20 protein-coding genes and 1 tRNA gene are annotated in these 21,005 nt (G+C 56.4%); 12 read left to right on the top strand and 9 right to left on the bottom strand.

Annotation, left to right across the window (positions count from 1 at the left end; all coding sequences use genetic code 11):
- Positions 1–5: 5 nt before the first annotated feature.
- From AC4GMC_RS00785 to AC4GMC_RS00750, 8 genes are all read right to left on the bottom strand, one after another.
- Positions 6–614: a hypothetical protein gene (locus AC4GMC_RS00785; RefSeq protein ID WP_487880211.1), complete on the bottom strand. Its 609-nt coding sequence runs from the start codon at positions 612–614 to the stop codon at positions 6–8.
- Between the two features lie 19 nt (positions 615–633).
- Complete coding sequence (locus tag AC4GMC_RS00780) at positions 634–1,509, bottom strand: ATP-binding protein (protein ID WP_487880212.1); 876 nt, start codon at positions 1,507–1,509, stop codon at positions 634–636.
- Positions 1,506–1,994, bottom strand: coding sequence for a hypothetical protein (locus tag AC4GMC_RS00775; protein WP_487880213.1), 489 nt, complete (start codon positions 1,992–1,994; stop codon positions 1,506–1,508). Before AC4GMC_RS00775 ends, AC4GMC_RS00780 begins: the two co-directional genes overlap by 4 nt.
- 44 nt (positions 1,995–2,038) lie before the next feature.
- Entirely contained in the window at positions 2,039–2,422 is a 384-nt protein-coding gene (locus AC4GMC_RS00770) for a hypothetical protein (RefSeq protein WP_487880214.1), read from the bottom strand.
- Between the two features lie 23 nt (positions 2,423–2,445).
- Positions 2,446–2,700 (bottom strand): hypothetical protein, encoded by a 255-nt coding sequence (locus AC4GMC_RS00765; RefSeq protein ID WP_487880215.1) that lies wholly within the window; start codon positions 2,698–2,700, stop codon positions 2,446–2,448.
- A gap of 84 nt (positions 2,701–2,784) precedes the next feature.
- Positions 2,785–3,507 (bottom strand): RNA polymerase sigma factor, encoded by a 723-nt coding sequence (locus AC4GMC_RS00760; RefSeq protein ID WP_487880216.1) that lies wholly within the window; start codon positions 3,505–3,507, stop codon positions 2,785–2,787.
- Between the two features lie 99 nt (positions 3,508–3,606).
- Positions 3,607–3,852, bottom strand: coding sequence for a hypothetical protein (locus AC4GMC_RS00755; RefSeq protein WP_488051946.1), 246 nt, complete (start codon positions 3,850–3,852; stop codon positions 3,607–3,609).
- A 92-nt stretch (positions 3,853–3,944) separates the two neighbouring features.
- Positions 3,945–6,119: a hypothetical protein gene (locus AC4GMC_RS00750; protein ID WP_487880217.1), complete on the bottom strand. Its 2,175-nt coding sequence runs from the start codon at positions 6,117–6,119 to the stop codon at positions 3,945–3,947.
- Positions 6,120–6,718: 599 nt separating this feature from the next.
- On the opposite strand from AC4GMC_RS00750, the gene AC4GMC_RS00745 reads away from it, so the two are divergent.
- The 10 genes from AC4GMC_RS00745 (at position 6,719) to AC4GMC_RS00700 (ending at position 17,541) form a co-directional block, all read left to right on the top strand.
- Positions 6,719–7,171, top strand: a complete 453-nt coding sequence (locus tag AC4GMC_RS00745; RefSeq protein WP_487877500.1) for a DUF2924 domain-containing protein — start codon at positions 6,719–6,721, stop codon at positions 7,169–7,171.
- Complete coding sequence (locus AC4GMC_RS00740; RefSeq protein ID WP_487877501.1) at positions 7,168–8,475, top strand: recombinase family protein; 1,308 nt, start codon at positions 7,168–7,170, stop codon at positions 8,473–8,475. Before AC4GMC_RS00745 ends, AC4GMC_RS00740 begins: the two co-directional genes overlap by 4 nt.
- Positions 8,472–8,864, top strand: coding sequence for a hypothetical protein (locus AC4GMC_RS00735; protein WP_487877502.1), 393 nt, complete (start codon positions 8,472–8,474; stop codon positions 8,862–8,864). The genes AC4GMC_RS00740 and AC4GMC_RS00735 overlap by 4 nt, the downstream gene beginning before the upstream one ends.
- Before the next feature lie 160 nt (positions 8,865–9,024).
- Positions 9,025–10,101: a DNA (cytosine-5-)-methyltransferase gene (dcm, locus tag AC4GMC_RS00730; RefSeq protein ID WP_487877503.1), complete on the top strand. Its 1,077-nt coding sequence runs from the start codon at positions 9,025–9,027 to the stop codon at positions 10,099–10,101.
- Entirely contained in the window at positions 10,094–10,570 is a 477-nt protein-coding gene (locus AC4GMC_RS00725) for a very short patch repair endonuclease (protein WP_487877504.1), read from the top strand. Before dcm ends, AC4GMC_RS00725 begins: the two co-directional genes overlap by 8 nt.
- 23 nt (positions 10,571–10,593) lie before the next feature.
- Positions 10,594–12,246, top strand: a complete 1,653-nt coding sequence (locus AC4GMC_RS00720) for an ATP-binding protein (RefSeq protein ID WP_487877505.1) — start codon at positions 10,594–10,596, stop codon at positions 12,244–12,246.
- Between the two features lies 1 nt (position 12,247).
- Positions 12,248–13,066, top strand: coding sequence for an HNH endonuclease (locus AC4GMC_RS00715; protein ID WP_487877506.1), 819 nt, complete (start codon positions 12,248–12,250; stop codon positions 13,064–13,066).
- Positions 13,056–14,879: a DEAD/DEAH box helicase gene (locus AC4GMC_RS00710; protein WP_487880218.1), complete on the top strand. Its 1,824-nt coding sequence runs from the start codon at positions 13,056–13,058 to the stop codon at positions 14,877–14,879. Before AC4GMC_RS00715 ends, AC4GMC_RS00710 begins: the two co-directional genes overlap by 11 nt.
- Complete coding sequence (locus AC4GMC_RS00705; protein ID WP_487876149.1) at positions 14,876–15,292, top strand: EcoRII N-terminal effector-binding domain-containing protein; 417 nt, start codon at positions 14,876–14,878, stop codon at positions 15,290–15,292. Before AC4GMC_RS00710 ends, AC4GMC_RS00705 begins: the two co-directional genes overlap by 4 nt.
- Entirely contained in the window at positions 15,292–17,541 is a 2,250-nt protein-coding gene (locus AC4GMC_RS00700; RefSeq protein ID WP_487876148.1) for a hypothetical protein, read from the top strand. Before AC4GMC_RS00705 ends, AC4GMC_RS00700 begins: the two co-directional genes overlap by 1 nt.
- Positions 17,542–17,848: 307 nt before the next feature.
- Here the strand turns inward: AC4GMC_RS00700 and AC4GMC_RS00695 are convergent.
- Positions 17,849–17,938 (bottom strand) — tRNA-Ser (locus AC4GMC_RS00695).
- A 172-nt stretch (positions 17,939–18,110) separates the two neighbouring features.
- Here AC4GMC_RS00695 and AC4GMC_RS00690 point away from each other — a divergent pair.
- Together AC4GMC_RS00690 and AC4GMC_RS00685 are read left to right on the top strand one after the other, a co-directional pair.
- Positions 18,111–19,718, top strand: a complete 1,608-nt coding sequence (locus tag AC4GMC_RS00690) for a thiamine pyrophosphate-binding protein (protein WP_487876147.1) — start codon at positions 18,111–18,113, stop codon at positions 19,716–19,718.
- Positions 19,702–20,910: a CaiB/BaiF CoA transferase family protein gene (locus tag AC4GMC_RS00685; protein ID WP_487876146.1), complete on the top strand. Its 1,209-nt coding sequence runs from the start codon at positions 19,702–19,704 to the stop codon at positions 20,908–20,910. Before AC4GMC_RS00690 ends, AC4GMC_RS00685 begins: the two co-directional genes overlap by 17 nt.
- The last annotated feature ends 95 nt before the right edge of the window (positions 20,911–21,005 follow it).

The following is a 21,005-nucleotide window of genomic DNA, read 5'->3' as shown; positions in this document are numbered from 1 at the left end:
CCCCCTTACTGAGCCCAGCTCGGCCGCCCGGGAGCACCGGGGTTGGCTGCTGGCGGATTGGACGAAGGCGTGGCGGCGCTATCCTGCTGCGGGGCACTTCCGCTGAACTGAAGAGGCGCCGTGCCCATGATCTGCGCATAGTCACGGTGATCCGGCGTGACCGCGCTGCGGATCTCGTTCTTGTCGTCGCCGCCGGCATCGGTGCCGATGTCGATGCGGGCGACGAACTCGATGCCGTCGAGATTGGCGAAACCGCTGATGCGCCGCGCGGCTTGCGCCTCGGGCGACATGTCCTTGTCGGAAATCCCGCGCGCCGAGTTCAGCATGCCGCGCACCAGGCTGCGGCCCATGTTGGTCCAGTCGGGCCCCTTGGGGCTGTAGAGGCCAATCAGCGTGAAGATCTTGCGCCGGGCATATTGGCCCTCAGTCACGGTGAACTCGCCGTTCAGGTACACCGCGCCAGTGGAGCCGCGCGTCGCATAGCCGCCGGTCCAGCCCTGCGAGGCATCGTCGAAGCCGCCGGGGCGGATCGTCAGGCGTACCTTGGCCAGCGTGCCCTTGGGGATGAGGTTGGTGTTGCTTTGCGCGTCGTTGAAATCGTTCCAGGAACCCATGGGGAACCTCCTTCTATGTTCAGGATTGCGGTTGGGATTGGTTGTCGGCCGCCGGATCGGCGGGCGGCGGGGCGTAGGTCAGCCGTTCTGATGGAGGCGTCGCAGCTGTCCGGATCTTCGCCATCAAGCGGCCGAGATGAGGCTCTTCGACCCGGTCCAGACGGCCCGAGCGATCCTTGGCCGGAAAACCCCACGGATTGATCGTCTGGCAGACAAAGGCCCGGTACAGATCACCGCCGTTGGACGTCAGCTCAGCCATGGTGATCACCTCATCGACGATCCCCGGCAGCTCGAGTCCGGTCTTGGAGCCGTCGATTTGCGGCTGGAACATCTTGCGATTGAAGTCGTCGAGCTTCTCGTCGAGAATTCCGACAAACCAGACGTTCTTGGCCCGCGTGTGCTGCAGGTGAGTGAGCCAGCCGATCATCTCGCGGCCGTGCAAACCGTAAGCGCCACGGACATCCGGCTTGCCGGTCTTCTCCGACAGCGCCTCGGGCTGGCCCTTGCACCAGCCGAAGCACAGCCGCCCGGCGACAGTGATAGAGTCGACGAAAACGGTGTCGTAGCGATCGAGTATTGCGGGATCGCCGAAGCGCTCGCACACGGCGGCATAATGCGCCGGACTATAGGGTTGCTCGTCGCGAAGCGCCGGGTTGGGTCCGCCGATGAACACCGCGAAATCCCGGCATTCCGTCCATGTGCGCGGCCGGATGCTGTCACCTGCCCAGCCCTCGATGGCCAGATCGCCCGCTTCGAGATCCATGAACAACGTGCGGTCGGGGTCGAGCGTCCACAGAAGGGAGGTTTTCCCAATTCCGCTCTTGCCGAAGATGCAGCCCTTGATGCCGCGCGGCTCGGACAGTCGTTGATCGGCGCTGATGATGGGGAGGCTCACTGGTCGGCCCCCTGCGCTAGGATCTCGACCTTCAGCGTGCCGGGCCGCACCGTGCGTGCGGGCTCGAAACCGGCGCGGATCGCCTCGGGCCAAGCCGCGTATTTGCGCTCTGGCACCTTGTAAGCGAGATCGACATATTCGGAGGGATCGTCCCCGGCATCGCGGATCCGCGCGACCATATCGGCCAGCCGATCCTGATCCCAATCCACCCGTTTCGGCAGATCAGCGACCACGGTGAAATCGCCGTCGTCGAACCGGGCGGTGCCGGTGTCTTTGTCTGCGGCTTGGCGTTCCTCGGTGGCGCGAGTGGAGTAGCGAACGGCCAGTCCAGCATCGAAGCGAGTCTTGGCGGCCCTGTCGCGCTTCAGACGCTCGTCGATCTCGCGCTGCAGGATCGCCAGCAACTCGACCGGCAGCGCCGCGATTTCGGCTGCGCTGAGGGACGGTAGATCGTCCGGCGTTGGGGTGTTCTCGGGGAATGGCATGAAATGGTCTCCGTGATCGGTGAAAAAGGATTGGAATGCAGGCATCACGCGGCAGCCCTGCCACTCGAACCGGTGGCGTGGCCGGGCTGCCCCTGTTCGGCGAGCAGCAGCTCGGACAGCGAGACGGCAGCGGCCTTCGGCTTGGGCCGGGCGACGGCGATGTAGGCGAACTGATCCGGGCCCACGCGCTCCTGCACGAGATGCACGAGACCAAGTTCAGCGGCCCAGAAGGCCCGCGATCCAAGCCTGCTCAATTCGGCCCGCGCCGCATCCGACAGTTTTGAGAACATCGGGAAGACGTCGAGCACCAGAAAGCCGCGATGGTATTCCAGCCGGTCGCCGGGAACGGCTTGCGCCACCCAGGCGCAGAACGCGAGCTCGGACAGCGGTCGGCTGGCGCGAACCGTGATAAAGGGTGTGGTTTCCATGAACATGTCTCCTCCTTTCCCCTTTACTCAGGCCGCCGCGACATCGTCCCACCGGGAACCGAGGCCGCTTCGGCGTCCTTGATTGAGGCGTTGTGCAGGTCGTCCGGCTGGCCCGCATCGGCGTAGACCGCCACGAGTGGCGTCCCGTCCTGATGGGCACCGGCATTTTCGATGCGGTAGGCACGCTGGTTCTGCAGGATTTCCGGCAACTCCCAGCGGCGGTAGAGGCCGGGGATGCGCTTGAGGTCTGCGGACAAGAGGTCGGCTTTGCGGATCATGCTGGTCGACTTTCGGTTTGAGTGGGGCGCGCGGTGGCGTCTGAATGGGAAAAGCCACCGCGCCGCAGGGATCGGGACATCCGGTCAGCGAAATTCTTGCAGGACGTCGCGCAGACGCCGAGTCGCCCGCTGATAGCGTTTGCGCGTCGCCGCCTCGGACAGCCCCATCTCGGACGCGACCTCGGCCTGGGAGAAACCGTCGATGGCCACACGGATCACCAGATCCGCTTCCGTGCCGATGATGCGGACCAGATCGCGGTGGAGCAGTTCGGGAATGGCGTCAGCCGACAGCACTTCACCGTCGGCCGGGATTTCGTCGGGATCGGCCTCACTGCGGAGGCTCTGGCGCCTGTCCTCGCGTTGGCGCGTTCTGATCAGGTCCCGCTCGATGTTCCGCAGGATGGTTGCCGCGATCCAATTGACCCGCTGCGGATCCAGACCACGAATGGCCTCGGAAGCTCGTGCAAGGATTTCTGATGCAACCTCATCGCCGGTGCCGACCTTGCGCCAGATCGATCTGCGCCGAACGGCATCCAGCCCCGGCCAGAGCGCCAGCAGCATCAACGTCAGGGCACAATCGGATGTTGCGTCGCCTGACTGCGCGACCCTGACCAGTGCAACCAGCAGCCGGTTTTTCTCAGCTGGGCCGCGGCCACTGACGTGCAGCGTGTCCAGCAATGAGGCCGGATCAGCGAAATGTGCGAGCGGTTCGCTGTTGCGACGAAGCGCTTCGAAGTTACTTTGAAATTCGAGAGTTGAAGAAGACAACATGAGGTGATCACGGATCTCGTGCCACGCGATGGACATTGGACGCCTGCCTTGCGGCCAGGCGTCCAGCGCCTTGTCGTGGCCAGGTCAGGACGTCGTGCGTCTCTGCGATTTCAGGAAATTGGTGAGATGCGCGCCTCAGCGCGCGGGTGATTGCGCCTGGTTCAGCGTGCCGCAGCCGCGACACGTGGCCTGAACCGGAAAGCCCACGAAATACTCGTGCCCTCGCGCAAAACGCAGATGCATGCGGCCGTCCCGGCAGACACCGAGCAGCTTGTCACAACGCGTACAGCGCCATTCGGGGCTGAAAGGGGTGGGTTTCGTCTTGGCGCCACCGGTCCAGTTCGTCTGGGCTGGCTGGCGAGAAGTGTCGGGAGTCGGCATTGGAAGTGCTCCTCTTTGCTGTGGAGCACTCCTATTGGACGCAAGAATCGGAGTTCGTCAGACCTCGGAACGGAGCCGGATCGGAGTTGATCTCAGATCGCGATTTCCCACCACTTACGTTTCGGAGATCGGACAAAGTCTGCCTTGAGCTTTTTCCAAAGCACAGACCCAAAAATGTTGGACAATGATTGGTCCTCAATGCCTGAAATAAGATCTGCTGTTACGATTGGTGCGGGGCCATTATTGTGGGCGTCCACAAGCCGCTGAACGACGAGCAGCCTCTGTTCACCCGATATGTCGATGGATCCCTTTCCCGGCACAAAAAGCGTTCCGGAATTTTCGCCAGTGCGTTCAAGCTGCACGGTCAGCCCGCCTCGCGCGAGAGATTGGTCGCGTCGAAAGATGGCCTTGAGCTTGTCCGCAACCAAGGTGATTTCCGGTTCGTCGGCTTCCATGTGATCGGCAAGAGGCGTCAGAACATTCGCAGCAAGGCACGCCCCCGCCGCGTTTCCAGCCTGCAGCACCAGCCCAATCCCAAGGCTGCTGCGTGCCCTTAGCTCTCCGTCGACCGACGCCCTGACTTTTTCCTGGTCCAGACTGCGAGCCAGGTAGATCGGAACATCCCGGTTGTCGATCTCGAGCGTGCCAAGATACTGCAGATGTTTATTCAATTCCTCGATGGCAGGCGCATCCAGCGTATCTGCCAATCGGGCGCGAAGATGCTCCTCGACCCAGCCATCGCGCACACGATAAATTCTATAACGATCTGGACTGCCACCACTGGGGGTAACATGGCCCTCTGCGACTTTGAGAGCGACCTCGTCCGGTTGTGCAACGACTTCTGCCGCAACCGGGCCAATTCCGTCTTCGTCATCGATCAGGTCGTCGCCTTCCCAGCCCGCGGGCACAAGGAAACCCAATTCTGTCAGAAGAGCCGGATCGATTCCGCGATCCAGCAGCCATGCGCCTGCGATCCTGTCGGCGCCGATGTCCCAGATGGCGAGCAGTGCAGGCACAATGGCCATGCCTTCATCAGCGCTCGGGGCGCGCCCCTCCCGCATGATGTTCCAACGCCGAAGCAACCGGTGACCGAGTACGCGCTCGAAATGATCGTCCAAGCTGAGCAGGCTGCTTGTGTTTCGGTCGGTCAAAGTGAAATTGAGTGTTTTCTCATGTGATACGCCGGCGCGGCGATACCTGACTGCAATTTCCACAAAGCGGATCGCGACGGCGCGGGAGAAAATGCGGTCAAGACCGGGCTGACCACCAATAATTGTAGATAAGTTTTGATTTATCGTCGTCGATAGAGAAAGGCGATTTGCCAAATTAACAACGCTGATTTCAGCACGGATCACCTGAGCACGTAGGATTACTGCGTCTTCCAGTTCAGGCGTTTCCAGATGAAACCCGTTCAGGAATTGCGAGATATCGTACGCCTGAAAATCGACCGGCTGGTTCGAATACGTCTGATCCAAAGCCGTCTCAATGAACCGCTCGGCGATGGTGTGGCGTAAGGTTCTGTTGCCTGCCCGAACATGAACCCGACCTGTCGAAGGCGTGTAGACGATCATCGCTTCACCCGGCGGTCGGAAATAGATGCGGGACCGATTGCCGGAATCATCAATCTCTCGAACGCTGGTCGGAGGGTTGGGGTGAAATAGCAGATACATCTCGGCAGCCGGTTCGTCCCCATCCTCCGGAATGTCGAACCGGTCAATGCTATATCCGTCTCCTCGATCCAGCTCGGTATTCAGCTGGGAAAGCAGCGCATCGAGTATTTCGCTGCCAGCGTCAGGACCACCGTCCGTGGACGGATCGGCCATAAACGTCTGATAGTGCTTGTCGTAGCGACGGTACATGCGCAGGTGCAGGCTGTTTTCGGCCGCTTCGAACAGGCTCTGTTCGCGAGTGAAGGCCCAAAGGCTGCGCGCAAGCTGATCCCGCTGGTTCATGAGTTCCCGGGAGCGCTCCGGTTCGAGCTTCGCCTTGGCCAAGCCTTCGAGCACGAATTGACCTCGGTCCGCGATGAGGGTGGCAATGCGCGCGGCCTCCGACTCTAGTGGCCCCAAGCGGTCCTTGTTTTCCTGATGCAGCATTTTGCTGGCGGTAGCAGGACCTTCCAGGCTATCAGGCTCGAACTGGTAGTTCTCCAGCCAGTCCAGCCTCTCGAATGACCTGCTACGTAAAAATGCAGATAGCAATGACGGCTCTGCGTCATTGAGCAATCGAGAGAGATTCGGGCAGGTTTTGGCTGGGGCACGTACCATATAAGTCTCCGAAAACGCTTATTTACTCTGCAGTCTGCAAACGTGGCGTCATATTCTGAATTAGAAATTGCGATGGCCTGTTGCGCAATTGGGAACGGGATTGACGCATTTCCGAACGGACTGTGCTGCTCGGGTAAGGTCAATGCGCGCCTCTTCGATCAACGCCAGGATATTGGGACCGATCGGACTTGCTTTGCGTGCCATGAAATTACCTCAACGATTGCTTGCTCTCTGCCTGCTCTAGCCTTTGATCATCGTTGACGAGACTTTCTTTCGCAATAGGGTATGTTCACTATGTGTTCACACGTAATGGCCAGCACAGGGTGCGGCATGTCCCAAAAGGGGCTTCGGGATGGCTTTTGATTGGTAACGACACGACCAATCAAGGTTACCCAATACATGAAACGACCCAACCCATTCCCGCCCGACCAGATGACCCCAGCGGAACGCCGCTCCGACCTATGCGGGATGCTGGCTCTCGGACTGGTTCGCTTGCGGATGCGGGACCGAGCGGAAGTATCTGACAATATTAGAGAAAGTTACCTACACTATCCGGCCGACGAATGGCGTCATGCAACTCCAACTCAACGGAGAAATGCATGACCAAACAAGATCCCATTCCCGCGCGCCTGGCCGCGCTCAAGACCACGTCGACGCCAGACCTGAAGCAACAATGGCGCGACCTGTTCGACAGTGAGCCGCCGCCGTTCAATCGTCGTTATCTCGAGAGCCGGTTGGCCTACCGCATCCAGGAACTGGCTTATGGCGGCCTGAAGCCGGACACGATCCGGCGACTGGAAACCCTCGGCGAACAGCTGGACGGGGGCGATCGCAAGAAGAGCCGCATCCGCGCCGACCTGACACCTATCGTCGGAACACGGCTGATCCGAGAATGGCAGGGCATTGAGCATCTCGTCACCGTCACTTCTGACGGCTTCGACTGGCAGGGCCGCCCTTACAAATCGCTGTCGGCCATTGCCCGCGCGATCACCGGCACGCGCTGGAACGGCTGGGTGTTCTTTGGCCTGAAAAACCACCGGAGAGGCGCATGACCAAACCAATCGTCAGGAAGCTGCGTTGCGCTGTCTACACCCGGAAATCATCCGAGGAGGGTCTTGAGCAAGAATTCAACAGCCTCCACGCCCAGCGAGAGGCCTGCGAGGCGTACATTGCCAGCCAGCGATCCGAGGGCTGGGTATTGGTGCGGGATCAATACGACGATGGCGGCATCTCTGGCGGCACGCTGGAACGCCCCGGCCTGAAACGCCTGCTAGCTGATGTCGAGGATGGGCTGGTGGACGTGGTTGTCGTGTACAAGATCGACCGCCTGTCGCGGTCGCTGATGGACTTTTCCAAGCTGGTCGAGGTGTTTGACCGGAATGGCGTCACCTTCGTGTCGGTCACCCAGTCCTTCAATACCACAACGTCCATGGGACGGTTGACGCTGAACATCCTGCTGTCGTTCGCCCAATTTGAGCGCGAGGTGACGGCGGAACGTATTCGGGACAAGGTCCGCGCCAGCCGGATGAAGGGCATGTGGATGGGCGGCGTGCCGCCACTGGGCTATGAAGTGAAGGACCGCAAGCTGATCATCAAGGAAGCCGATGCTGCCAATGTCCGCTGGATCTTCGCGCGTTTCATCGAAATCGGATCGGGCACCTTGTTGGCACGGGAACTGGCGGCGCACGGTATTCTGACCAGCCGTGGCAATCGGATCGACAAGAAATACCTGTACCGCCTGCTCAATAATCGCGCCTACATTGGCGAAGCCGTCCACAAGGGCAACAGTTATCCCGGCGAGCATGACGCCATCATCGACCGCGCTATCTGGGACAAGGTCCACTCCATCCTGACCGAAAGCCCCCGCAAGCGCGCCGCCCGCACGCGCGCCGATACACCCGCGCTACTCAAAGGGTTGCTCTACGGCCCAGATGGTGCCGCGTTCTCGCCGACGCACACGCGTAAAGGCGACAAGCTTTATCGGTACTATGTCAGCCAGTCGGTATTGAAGCACGGCGCGGGGTCGTGTCCGGTCGGCCGAGTTCCGGCAGGCGAAATTGAAACCGCCGTCATCGACCAGCTCCGCGCCGTGTTCCGCCAGCCTGAGATTGTGGCGGGCACATGGAAAGCGGCACGCACGCAGGATGACGAGATCACCGAGGCCGACGCCCGTGACGCGCTGATACGCCTTGATCCGCTCTGGGACGAACTCTTCCCTGCCGAGCAGGCACGCATTGCAACACTTTTGGTTGAGCGGGTCGACATCGGTACCGATGGCCTTAATGTTCGCCTCCGCATGGATGGCCTGAGTGGGCTGGCACGCGAAATGATGGCAGATCTCGGGACGGCGGCATGACCCGCGCGACGCCAGGACCGGAAACGGTGACGGTCCACATCCCGTTCCGTCTCGTGAAGCGCGGCGGCCGCAAGGAGATGCAGATGCCAGACGGGGCATCCAACCAAAGCAAGATGGACAACACGCTGGTCAAGGCGCTGGCCCGTGCTTTTCGCTGGAAGCGGATGCTGGAAAGCGGCGAGTTCACCACCATCACCGAGCTAGCCAAGTATGAAAACCTCGCCCTGACTTACTTGACCCGCGTCCTGCGCCTCAGCCTACTAGCACCGGATATCGTTGAGGCAATTCTGGACGGGCGGCAGTCGCCGGAAATGACTCTGGCGGCACTGCTGGAGCGGTTTCCGATGGAGTGGAACCTTCAATCAGGAAGCACTCCCAAGGCATCCTGATGACTTGGACCCAGCACCTCGGTTCTTCTCAATATCAACGGTTTTCGTTCCATTCACTTGTTTTCAGGCTTAGCCTTTTCGTACCGTACCAAGGCATGGTATGAGATAGAGGACAGCCTAAGCCATAAAGGTCCGCGGCTTAAACAGAGGGTTGCAGACTATGAGTTCAGCAGACGCACCGTTCAAATTTATCGATTTGTTCGCTGGAATCGGCGGTTTGCGGATAGGTTTTGAGGCTATCGGTGGGCAATGCGTTTTCACGTCCGAATGGAACAAGTTTGCACAAGAGACTTACCGTGAAAACTTCCCCCACGATGATCATAAAGTTTATGGCGATATTACCAAAATAGACGAAAATGACATTCCCGAGTACGATGTCCTCCTCGCAGGATTTCCCTGCCAACCCTTTTCCATTGCAGGTGTCTCGAAAAAGAATTCACTTGGCCGTGCGCATGGCTTCGCTGACGAGACCCAGGGAACCCTATTTTTTGATGTTGTTCGCATTCTCAGGCATCACCGTCCAAAAGCATTTTTGCTCGAGAACGTGAAAAACCTACTCAGCCATGATCGGGGAAATACTATGCGGGTTATTCTGCATGCCTTGGACGAGTTGGACTATGATGTCGATTATCGGGTTATCGATGCCCAGAGTTGGGTGCCACAGCACAGGGAGAGGATCTTCATTGTTGGGTTTCGTCGGGACTACCCAACCAACTTCACAATGGATGATGTGGTTTTCCCCGATTACAAACCTCCCAAACTGGGTGATATCCTGCATCCCGAGGATGGTTCCGAGATAGCTGAAGAACCTTTCACTGAAGGGCCTCAGGCAACGGTTGCCTCGAAATACACGCTCACGCCGAAGCTTTGGGAATACCTTCAAAACTACGCAGCGAAACACAAGGCAAAAGGCAACGGTTTTGGCTTTGGATTGCGGGGACCCGAAGATGTGGCCCGCACTTTGTCGGCGAGATATTACAAGGATGGTTCGGAAATCCTGATTGCGCAGTCGGGTGGAATTCCGCGCCGTTTGACGCCGAGGGAATGTGCTCGCCTGATGGGGTTCGACAAACCCGGATCAAATCATCCCTGGATAATTCCAGTATCGGATACTCAAGCTTACCGGCAGTTTGGAAACGCCGTCGCGGCACCGGCGGTGGCGGCTGTTGCCAACGCAATGGAACCATGGTTGCGCAACACCGTTGCGCTTAGAAAACCCGGTAAGAGCATTGCCTGAAGAAATCAGAAAACCGCTCTCACGTTCAGAAATGATGTCGCGCATCCAGTGCCGAGATACAAAACCAGAGATTGTAATCCGTCGCGGCCTTCACACCGCAGGCTTCAGATTTCGCCTCCACCGCCGCGATTTACCGGGAACTCCGGACCTAGTCCTGACGCGTTTCAACGTTGCCATTTTCGTACATGGTTGCTTCTGGCACGCCCATGCGGGCTGCAAAAATTTCAAGATGCCCCGCACTCGAACCGACTTTTGGATGCAGAAACTATTGGGTAACAGGGCGCGGAATGAAGCCAACATCGACACCCTATTGAAAATGGGCTGGCGGGTTTTGGTGGTTTGGGAATGCGCAACCCGGCAGAAAAACACGCCGGAACTCATCCAGAAGATCACTCTTTGGTTGCAAAGTTCTGGAAAATTTGGAGATGTGGACTCACAAGCCGCAGAAGTCAAAACAATTTTTCCCTAAAAACGGGAGCCAAGGACTATCGAATGAGCAGAGATTTGATCAATGAACCCGATGCACCTAGGCTGATTAACGGCCTCCGCGATACCGGATACAATTTTCGTACGGCCGCCGCAGACATAATCGACAATTCGGTTGCTGCTGGTGCAAAACAGATAAATGTTTCGGTTGATTTACTCCAAGATGGCAGGAAGTTTGTATATTTTGGAGATGACGGTTCTGGAATGGATGCAGATGGCGTCTTCAAGGCAATGCGCTATGGCGCGCCACAGCGGGAAAACCCTGAAAGCCTGGGCAAATTTGGTCTTGGGCTGAAAACTGCATCCACTTCGGTATGCCGACAGTTTACCGTCATTTCAAGAATATCCGGTGATGCGGAATTCAATAAGCTTACATGGGATCTTGACCACGTCGAAAAAATTGGGAAATGGGAGATGAGCCAATCTCCTGTTACCGTTGATGAAGAAGAAACCTTTGACGAATTGTGTGGAACTGGTTCCGGGACACTCGTAATCTGGTCAAAATGTGATCGTATCCTAACAAAGAATTACGATGAGCCTGGCGGATCGAAAGAAAAAGCCGCAATCAAACGTCTGTCAGACGGCTTGAGATCACATGTTGGCATGATTTATCATCGTTTTCTGGACGCAACCGATAATCGGGAACGCAAAATAGAAATTGCAATCGACGGCCAATCGGTTCAACCTTGGGACCCTTTTTTCAAGAAGAAATCCGAACAAGTTCTTTCGAAAACAGCACAAGCTATGGAAATTCAGGTCGAAGATGGAGGCACCCACAAGGCAGGAGTCGCCGCTTGGATCTTGCCTCACAGCGATGATTTGACAGGCGATGAAAAGACGCAGGCACGTATTTCGAACCAAGGCCAAGGCTTTTACATCTACCGTGAAGGCCGGCTTATCAGCAATGGTGGGTGGTTGAGCGTTTTTGGCGGACTCGATCCACATATGTCGCTTCTCCGCGTCGAATTTGACTTTGGATATGAACTGGATGAGGCCTTCTCCATAGATGTCAAGAAGTCGCGTATCCTGCTGGATCCGGCATTATCGGAATACTTGGGAAGCCTGTTAGCTCCGGCGCGACGGGAAGCAAACCTGCGGTATCGCAAGAAAACGCAAAAAGCGGCTGCCGCTGCAATAATAGACCACAAGTCTGCAAACAATACGGTCGCCGGAACTCCCAACACCCGAAAGTCGAGTGTTGACGCTGCGGACGAGAATACCCAAACGGCTGTTGTCACGAACAACCGCGGCAGCCGCATCAAAATCAAACAGAAAATCGAAAACAATGTCGATCCGGCAAACCTCTATATCCAACCGGTTGAGTCGATCACCTCGGGGGACCTATGGGAACCCAGCTACCGAAGCGCTGGTGATGCGGGACATGTCGGGGCTGTACTGCTGAACAAGCATCACGATTTCTATCAGAAAATTTATCTGCGTGCTGCCGACAGCGGTTATTCGGTCCAAGGTATGGATCTGCTGCTCTGGGCGTTCGCAATGGCCGAGCAAAACAATACTAACGAGGAGTTGGAGCCGATCTTTGCTGATATCCGCGAAGAGGTTTCTTCGAACCTGCGTAAGCTTCTACGTGATCTGGCCACCCCGAACTCGGACGATATCGACATCGACATCGACATTGCCGGGGAAGGCGACACGTGAGATGCTCAAGAACCATACTGACCTGATCTCAAAGGAAATCGCCGAAGGTACGGGTGCAAGAATTTCTCTATCCACCCGGGAAGACGGGTTTCGGACCGGCCTTGATATCTGGTTCAGTGATCTGGAGCGCAACCGAGGGCCGGTTATTGAACTGAGACCCAAAGGGCTCAAATCCCATCGGGTTGAATTGCGCTTCGGAAATTTCTCACGCCAGATCATTGAACAGATATCCGAAGCTCCGGATGAAGACATTGAACTTGCGCGATCCCTAGTCGAGAGCATCATTGCCGAGGCAAAAGTGGAGATTCCCGAGCAGGCAATGAACTCCTGGCATGTAAATAATGGTGGGTTTCGCATGCATGCATCGCTCCGCCATGGTGAAAGTTCCGATAGCCCGGATGCCATGATTGCAACCTGTCGAGAAGTGATTGTGCCAATGATGGCTGCGATGGCCGAGCTTATCGGTTACGATATTGTCGTGGAAAATGAGCCGGATGGTACAATGGAAGGCTTACTTACGACGCGGGAAATCGCCACCCGTGAACGCAATCCCAGAAACAGACTTCTGTGTTTGCGAATTCATGGGCACATTTGCAAAGCCTGCGGCTTGGTGCCAAAAACGATTTACGGTGAGGCTGGCTCGATAATCGAAGTTCACCACTTGCAACCGCTTTCATCTTTAGGGGAGCCGCGCAAGTATGACCCCCGGACGGACTTGGCTCCACTGTGCCCTAACTGCCACCGTGCCGTTCACACGCGAAAGCCCATCCCGCATTCGGTCACAGAACTTCAATGCATGATGGAAAAAAATGTCAGTTGATCCAATTCATATGCCTCCCCGTTTTGCAGATGTGGTCAAGGATCTGCCACAGGACTTCCGGATAAGCGAACGTGTGCTAGATCCGGTCGTAATCGTAGAAAAACTCGATGGACGCCTAGTTGCAAAATTGGCTGGCCGCCGAGTGGCTCGTGGGGATGAACACATCATTCCTGCACCCGCAAACAATTTTGACTGGGTACTAGATGGCAACATCATAAGGCCGCTTCCGAGAGATGTTCCCGAAGCCCTGATCACCAAGCTGGGACCGGATTCATCGTTAGGTGTTAGATACGGCGTACTGCGTCAGCAGTTGACTGAAAGTGATCCGGACATAGAGTTGAAACTTTCGGATGCAGTTCTTGAGACCGGCACATCTGCGGCAGCAATGCATTCAGAAGAAATCGAAATCAAAGGCTTGGACGCCAAGCTCTACTCTTATCAGGCAAAAGGCGTGGCTTGGATGGGGGACACCGCCAATTCGCACGGTGGCCTGATCCTTGCGGACGAAATGGGATTGGGGAAAACACTCCAGATCATCGCGCTGCTGATGATGGAGGTCCCTGACGAGGCCGCGCCCGCCCTGATCATCTGCCCTACCAGTCTCATAGCAAATTGGGTTAGGGAAATTCAGAGATTTGCGTCATCACTTTCGATCCTTGTTCATCGTGGCCCGGAAAGAACAGGCACCTTCAGGGGACTGCAGTCCGCCAATGTTGTGATCACCACTTATGACACCATGGTGAACGACATCTCGATTTTTGCCGCGTTCGAGTGGTCATGGGTGATATGCGACGAAGCCCAGGCGATCAAGAATCCACATTCCAACCGCCGAAAATGTGTTGCGACCATTCCCCGCATGAAATCCATTCCGATGACGGGCACACCGGTTGAAAACAGTCTGACTGACTTGTGGTCACTGGCCGATTTTGCCGTACCAGGCGTGTTGGGTGATTTGAGCGCTTTTCAGGAAAGGTACCCAGACGGCATTGAAACAGCTAGGGAAGTCGCTGAAATCGTTGGTCCGATCATGATCAAACGAAAGGTCGCGGATGTTGCCGATGACTTGCCCGAAAGGATTGATATCGACGTTCCGCTTGAAATGGAAGAAGACCTTGTTGACCACTACGAAGACGTCCGGGAAGCAACTTTGGCCCAATACCCGGTGGCTGGTGCCTTGGTCGCAACGCTCCAATTGCAGCTCGTTTGTGCACACCCATGGCTGAGGGAGAACAAGGTTGAAATTGATGGGGGCGAAAATGCCGTCATCGACCCGAATTGCGGGGTGCCGCTGATCAACACTAAAATGGAACGGGCGCTCGCCTTGATCGACGAGGCATTCAGCACCGGGAAAAAGGTTTTGGTCTTCGCCCTGTTCAACCGGATGGGGGAACTCTTGAGGCAGGCGGGGCAGGACCTGCCCGATGCATATTGGGGAGCCATAAATGGAAGCACGCCCCAGGAAGAGCGTCAGGGAGTCATTGATACGTTCAGTGACTTTGACGGTCCAGCCATCCTCGTCCTCAACCCGAAGGCAGCCGGTGCCGGACTGAACATCACGGCAGCGACAGTCGTAATCCACTTGACCCCAGTCTGGAACCCGGCCCTTGAGGCCCAAGCCAGCGCAAGGGCCCACAGACGGGGCCAAACCTTACCGGTCACGATTTACCGCCTCTACTATGAAGATACCATAGAGCGGGTCATGCTCGACCGTTCGGCATGGAAAAACGAAATGGGAAATGAAATCGTGCCGGTCTCCAACCGGAATGTGGAAGATCTAGAAAAAGCCATCACCATAAGCCCGAGGAAAAAATGACACGCCAAGCATTCCGCAAAACGCTCAGCGCCAATGACACCGGCCAAACCAAAAGCCATCAGGCCGGGATGCTGATACCCAAAGGCGACCGGGAATTCAGGGATTTCCTCGGTCACCTCGATCCGGATGTCAAGAATCCACGCAATACGATACATTGTCTGGATGAAAATGGCGACGTCCTCGATCTTCAATACATTTACTATAACAATAAGCTTCACGACGAACGTGGCACACGGAATGAATATCGCCTTACCTGCCTAACTGCATATCTGCGCCGCAACGGCGCACAGGCGGGCGATGAGATCGAGATATCCAAAGACGAAAGCGAATCTTTCCACCGCATTCGTTTCCTTGCCCAATCTCATGCGCTTCCGGCGAAAGTCATTCTCAGGGGCTGGAGACGCGTGCACTGATGATGGGACAGCCGGAAAAATTTGAATTACCAGAAGACGGCAAAGACAAGAGCGGCATTGCTTCCGGGACCAGTATTCGCCATCTTCATATGAATCCGGCAGCATCAGATCAGGTTGAATCCTTGGGTGGCCTTGAAGTTTCCGATATTGCCGACGTTCTGACCAATCCGGAATTGTCTGTCGTCAACCGGAATGAGCTGGCTAAGTGCAGCTTCAGGCTTCTGGGTTGCATTTCCGGAGACGGTGTTGACTGGCTGTCCTATTACCAGCAGCCTGATTTCGAACCAAAGGGCCTGTATTTCAACTCTATGGAATTTCGGGAACTCCACCCTGGCAACCCAGTGTTTTCCGTCAATCGTGAGTCCCTCGGGAATGCAGGTGCAATGCTGGAGCGTGCTGGTATCGGCACGTTTGGAATGCTCGTTGAAAAACTGCGCGATGGCATCGGGCAACTGCCATCCGGTTTTGGCAGGGTCAAGCTTTTGGAGCTTTGGAGTGACCTGATCAAATTGGCCGAAGCTATAAGGCAAGACCCAGAAATTCTGCAGATCATGGCCATGCGCCACCCCATCACGGAAACCACCGAACGGGAGTACGAAAGTCCAAATAAAGCTGATCCGGAAGGCAGCATTGAACCACCAGCGAACCTTTCATCCCAAATTCGGGCTTTGGATTTGGGTGGGCTTCACCTTGGCAAAAAGTCCGACTTACTGAGAGAACAGGGGCTATCAACCATTGGAGATGTTGCCAACTACCCTAGTTCGAAAATTCTGTCCTTTCCCTCAATGGGCAAAACAACAGTTTCCCGGATCGCTGTAGGGCTCGAAGCTTTGACAAAAGCACAGCGTCCGGACGGCGATGTGGATTGGGAAACATATTGTGACCTCATGCAGCTTACGCTTCTGCCCTCACAACCCCTAACCGGCACCTTTGAACAAACGATTGCGCTGCTTCCCTTGGTCATCGAGGAAACCGTCCTAGCGGGGGAAACCGACGACAACAGAATCATCTTGGAAAACCGGATCATGAAACCGCCTTTGGAGCGGCTTACCCTTGAAGCGGTGGGTGAATTGATGCCCACGCGGATTACCCGAGAAAGAGTCCGGCAAAAAGAGGCAATGATACTTCGACGTCTGGCGGCATCACTTGTACATGGCGACTACGCCAATGCCCCTTATCACTTCCGGCCTGAATTCACGGCCCCTTGGCGCAAGGCTGCCGAACACTTCTCATCCATTGAGGGAGACATATCGCTTAATGACCTGATCACGGGGCTTGAATTGGCATGGGGAACGCCTGCGGAGGCCTTTCAGGATCAACTGCCCCTAATTACAGCCATCATTACCGGTGAACTCCCGACGGGAGGTGACTTCAGAAAAACAATGCTGGTTGAGGGCAACCTCCTGTCACAGGGCGCAGGCGAGGCCTTGTCCGTGTCCCTGAAACTTTTGCAATTGAAAAAGGCAGCCGATGCGCTTGCAGCGGAAGGCGTCATTGACGTCGGCGACTATTTGGGTGCGGCAGCAGCGGGCAACATTGATGTTGAAAAGGGACCTGCAAAAATTGCTCACCAGCATATCGGCTTCCTCTCCCAGAGCGTGGATTCAGAAGGCAATGTTGACTGGCTGAACTACGCTTGGCTGGCAGAGGTTCCGGTATTTCCTGAGGATGAACCCTCCTCGCCGCAGCGCTTTCTGCAGCAAATCATCCCGACGGCAGTCGCAGTTTTGGAGGCACGGCAATTATCCGCCATTGCCCCACAGACATTTCAGTTGAGGACCGCCCAAGCCTTGCAAACCAGGCCAACTACCGAGGCATTGGCCTTGGATTTTAAGGTTCATGCTCCCTCCGTAAAAATGGTAGAAACAAAACTGTTGAGATTCCTGCATGAGGTCTTTCTCGACCGTCATCTATCAATCGCCAAGGCACATGTCAGACTCGAGTTCCTCGAATTTTGGAGTGAGGTAGACAAAGCGTTTGATGAAGTTAACGGCGAAGCCGAATTGGTCAAGCGGGTGCTTGCTGGAAGATGGGGGCTGGACAATGACGAACTGGAACCGCAACTGCCTGCAATCGTTTCAATAATGACAGGTTATCCAATGGGACGACTTGGTCGATATACGAAAATCCAGAGCCAAACCGTCCCGAAACCCAACACAATCAGAGAGCACCGAACCTTTGAGAACGCACAGGTGGAGGATATCTTACCACAACGCGTTGTTCTAAAGGGATTTCGCCGTACGCATTGATGTCCAACCTGGAAGCCACCGGCTGCTATGTTAGTTTTCATCATGGTTCGCTCCCAGTTCCGCCCGCCCAGCGTGCGGAACTTCGAACTTCGCAAACGAAAGTTATAAATTACTGATTTTTTACAATGCCTTACAAAACTGAACCAAAACCAATTTAGTCAACAGCTTTGGAGAATATCGGGGGTCAGAGAACCATTTCTGGCCAAACCTCCAGAAAGGCACTCAACAGCCCGTCGGCTATAACCTTTGACAACAACAACAAAATTCCAGGATGGCCTCAATCGGAGATCAGTTTCTCAAGGGCAAGTGGCGGTGAGACAGGGATTCGAACCCTGGAGACGGTCTCCCGCCTACACACTTTCCAGGCGTGCGCCTTCGACCACTCGGCCACCTCACCGTGCGGGCGGTGTAGCGCCAAGGCTGGGGCAAGCGCAAGGGCCTTTTGCAACAAACATTGCCAAGAATGTGATGCCTTGGGTCTTGTGTCACACAGAGACGCTTGTCATGCCTTGTTGTGCGGGAAAATATGGCCGCCAAACGCTCTGAACAAACAATAAAGAGGCACCTCCATGACCCAAGCCCTTCGCGCAGCCGATATCTTGGCGCAACGCCTATACGCTGCGGGGTGTCGCCGTGCCTTTGGAATGCCGGGCGGTGAGGTTTTGACGTTGATCGACGCGCTGGAGCGGGCAGGGATCACGTTTGTGCTGTGCAAGCACGAAAACGCAGGTGGTTTCATGGCCGAAGGTGGCCACCACATGGACGGTGCACCCGCAATTCTGGTGGCAACCGTAGGGCCGGGCGCAGTGAATGGCGTGAACGTCGTGGCCAATGCCGAACAAGATCGCGTGCCGATGATTGTCCTGACCGGGTGTGTCGATGCCCATGATGCCGAGATTTACACGCACCAAGTGTTGGATCACCGCGCAGTGTTTGCGCCAATCACAAAAGCGACTTTTACGCTGAGCGCGCAGGCGGCGGACGTAATTGCGGACAAAGCGCTCAGCATCGCGTTAGAAGGGCGCGCGGGTCCTGTGCATATTGATGTGCCTATCAGCGTTGCGGATGCTGCGAGTGAAGATCGCGGCGCCAATCGGCCTGCGGCCTCTGCGGTTACGCTGAGCGACGTCAATCCCATCGTGCACGCCCTTTCCTCTGCGACTAAACCCATTCTGATGGTTGGTTTGGATGCCGTGCGTGAAGACATCAGCACTGATGTGCTTGCGTTTGTGGAGCGCTTCAATGTCCCCATCGTCACGACCTACAAAGCCAAAGGCATTGTGCCCGAGGATCATCCGCTGTGCCTTAGCGGCGCCGGCTTGTCGCCTTTGGCCGACCGGAGCATTCTGCCGTTGTTTGAACAGGCGGATTTCGTTCTGTGCTTGGGCTATGACCCCATTGAGATGCGGACAGGGTGGCAGAACCCGTGGGACCCGACGCGGCAAATGGTGGTCGATATCGGGCACGCGCCCAATCACCACTACATGCACCATGCCAGCATGAATATCGTTGGAAACCTGCAGCCTACGTTGCGTGCCCTTATGGCGGCAACGCCCGCAGAAACGTGGCCTGAGGGGCAGATCAATGCTGCCCGTGCCCAACTGGCGCAGGATTTTGATCGCACGGACGACTGGGGCGCTGTGGCGGTGATTGACGCGGTGCGCACTGTGGCCCCCAAAGGCACTATCGCAACTGTCGACAGCGGCGCACACCGCATTTTGCTCAGTCAGACATGGACCTGCGATGGCCCTGGGCAGTTGTTGCAATCGACAGGCCTGTGCACGATGGGCTGTGCGATGCCGCTCGCGTTCGGCGTCAAGATCGCCGCACCAGACGCCAATGTCATCGCGTTCATGGGGGATGCAGGGTTTTTAATGGTGACCGGTGAACTCGCGACCGCAGCCGAAATGGGGTTGCCCGTTGTGATGGTGGTCTTTGTCGACCGATCGCTTGCCTTGATTGAGAAAAAACAGCGCGCGCGACAGATGCCGAACCTTGGGGTGGACTTTGGCCATCACGATTATGCCGCCATCGCACGGGCGTTTGGCGGCAACGGCGTAACCGTCTCAAACCGTGATGACCTTATGGCTGCTGTCACCGACGGACTGGCTCAGACACAGATCTTCACTCTGATCGCTGCTGAAATCGAAAGGCAAAGCTATGACGGCCGCTTCTAATCCTTCAGCGCGCGGGCCGCTCCACGGTGTCCGTGTGCTGGACCTGAGCCGCATCCTTGCTGGGCCGACCTGCACCCAAGCGCTAGGCGACCTTGGCGCCACGGTTCTGAAAATCGAAAACCCCGTCACGGGGGGGGATGACACGCGTCAATGGGGCCCGCATTACGTAACCGATGCCTCCGGCGCGCAAACTGATCTTAGCGCATACTTCATGTCGACCAATCGTAACAAACATTCCATTGCGGTCGATATCTCAACATCCGAGGGGCAGGCGCATATTCGCAAGCTGGTCGCCGATGCACATATCCTGATCGAGAATTTCAAGCCCGGCGGTCTGGAGAAATATGGTCTCGGATACAACGATCTGGCCGCTGAAAACCCAAGCTTAGTCTACGGATCCATCTCCGGCTTTGGACAGACCGGGCCCAATCGCGACAAACCGGGATACGACCTTATGGCCCAAGGGTATGGCGGGTTGATGTCGATCACAGGTGAGCCAGAGGGTGAGCCGATGAAGGTTGGCGTGGGCATCGCAGATGTGATGTGCGGGATGTATGCCACCATTGGCTTGCTTGCAGCGTTGCGCCACGCAGAGGCCACAGGGCAGGGCCAACATGTTGAGGTCGCCCTAGTGGACGCACAGATTGCGTGGATGATTAACGAGGGGGTGAATTACTTAACATCCGGTGAATTGCCCCGGCGACGGGGCAACCGACACCCCAACATCGTGCCTTATGGTGTTTATGCCACCTCTGATGGTCATGTGATCATAGCAGTGGGCAACGATGGGCAATTCCAACGCTTTACCGACGCGGTTGGTTTACCTGCGCTTGCCAATGATCCACGGTTTGCGACCAACCTAGGGCGGCTCAAACACCGCGATGCCTTGGCCAGCATTCTGGAACCAACGGTCGCACAAATCGCGACCCAGAGGCTGATTTCCGCGCTTGAAGCGCGCAAAGTCCCGGTCGGGCCTGTACAAACGCTGGATCAGGTTTTTGCGAGCGATCAAGTCGCCGCCCGTGAGATGCAGGTCGATATGACAACGCCCAATGGGGAGACGTGCCACCTGATCGGAAACCCGCTCAAACTCTCGCAAACGCCGGTCACGTACCGCCATGCACCGCCCCGGTTTGGCGCAGATACGCAGCGGCTTCAGGCTGATAATCCATGGGATATGCCCACCGAATAGCCATTGGATTTGGCGTAAATCCGCTAATTTGATCACGAAAATAGGCAAGAAGCGTCACAGTTGCGTGTGGTCACGGGGGCGTGAATTTACGAACG

It is taken from the genome of Thalassobacter sp. (assembly GCF_982993085.1).
This window is presented reverse-complemented; position numbering and strand designations above follow the sequence as displayed.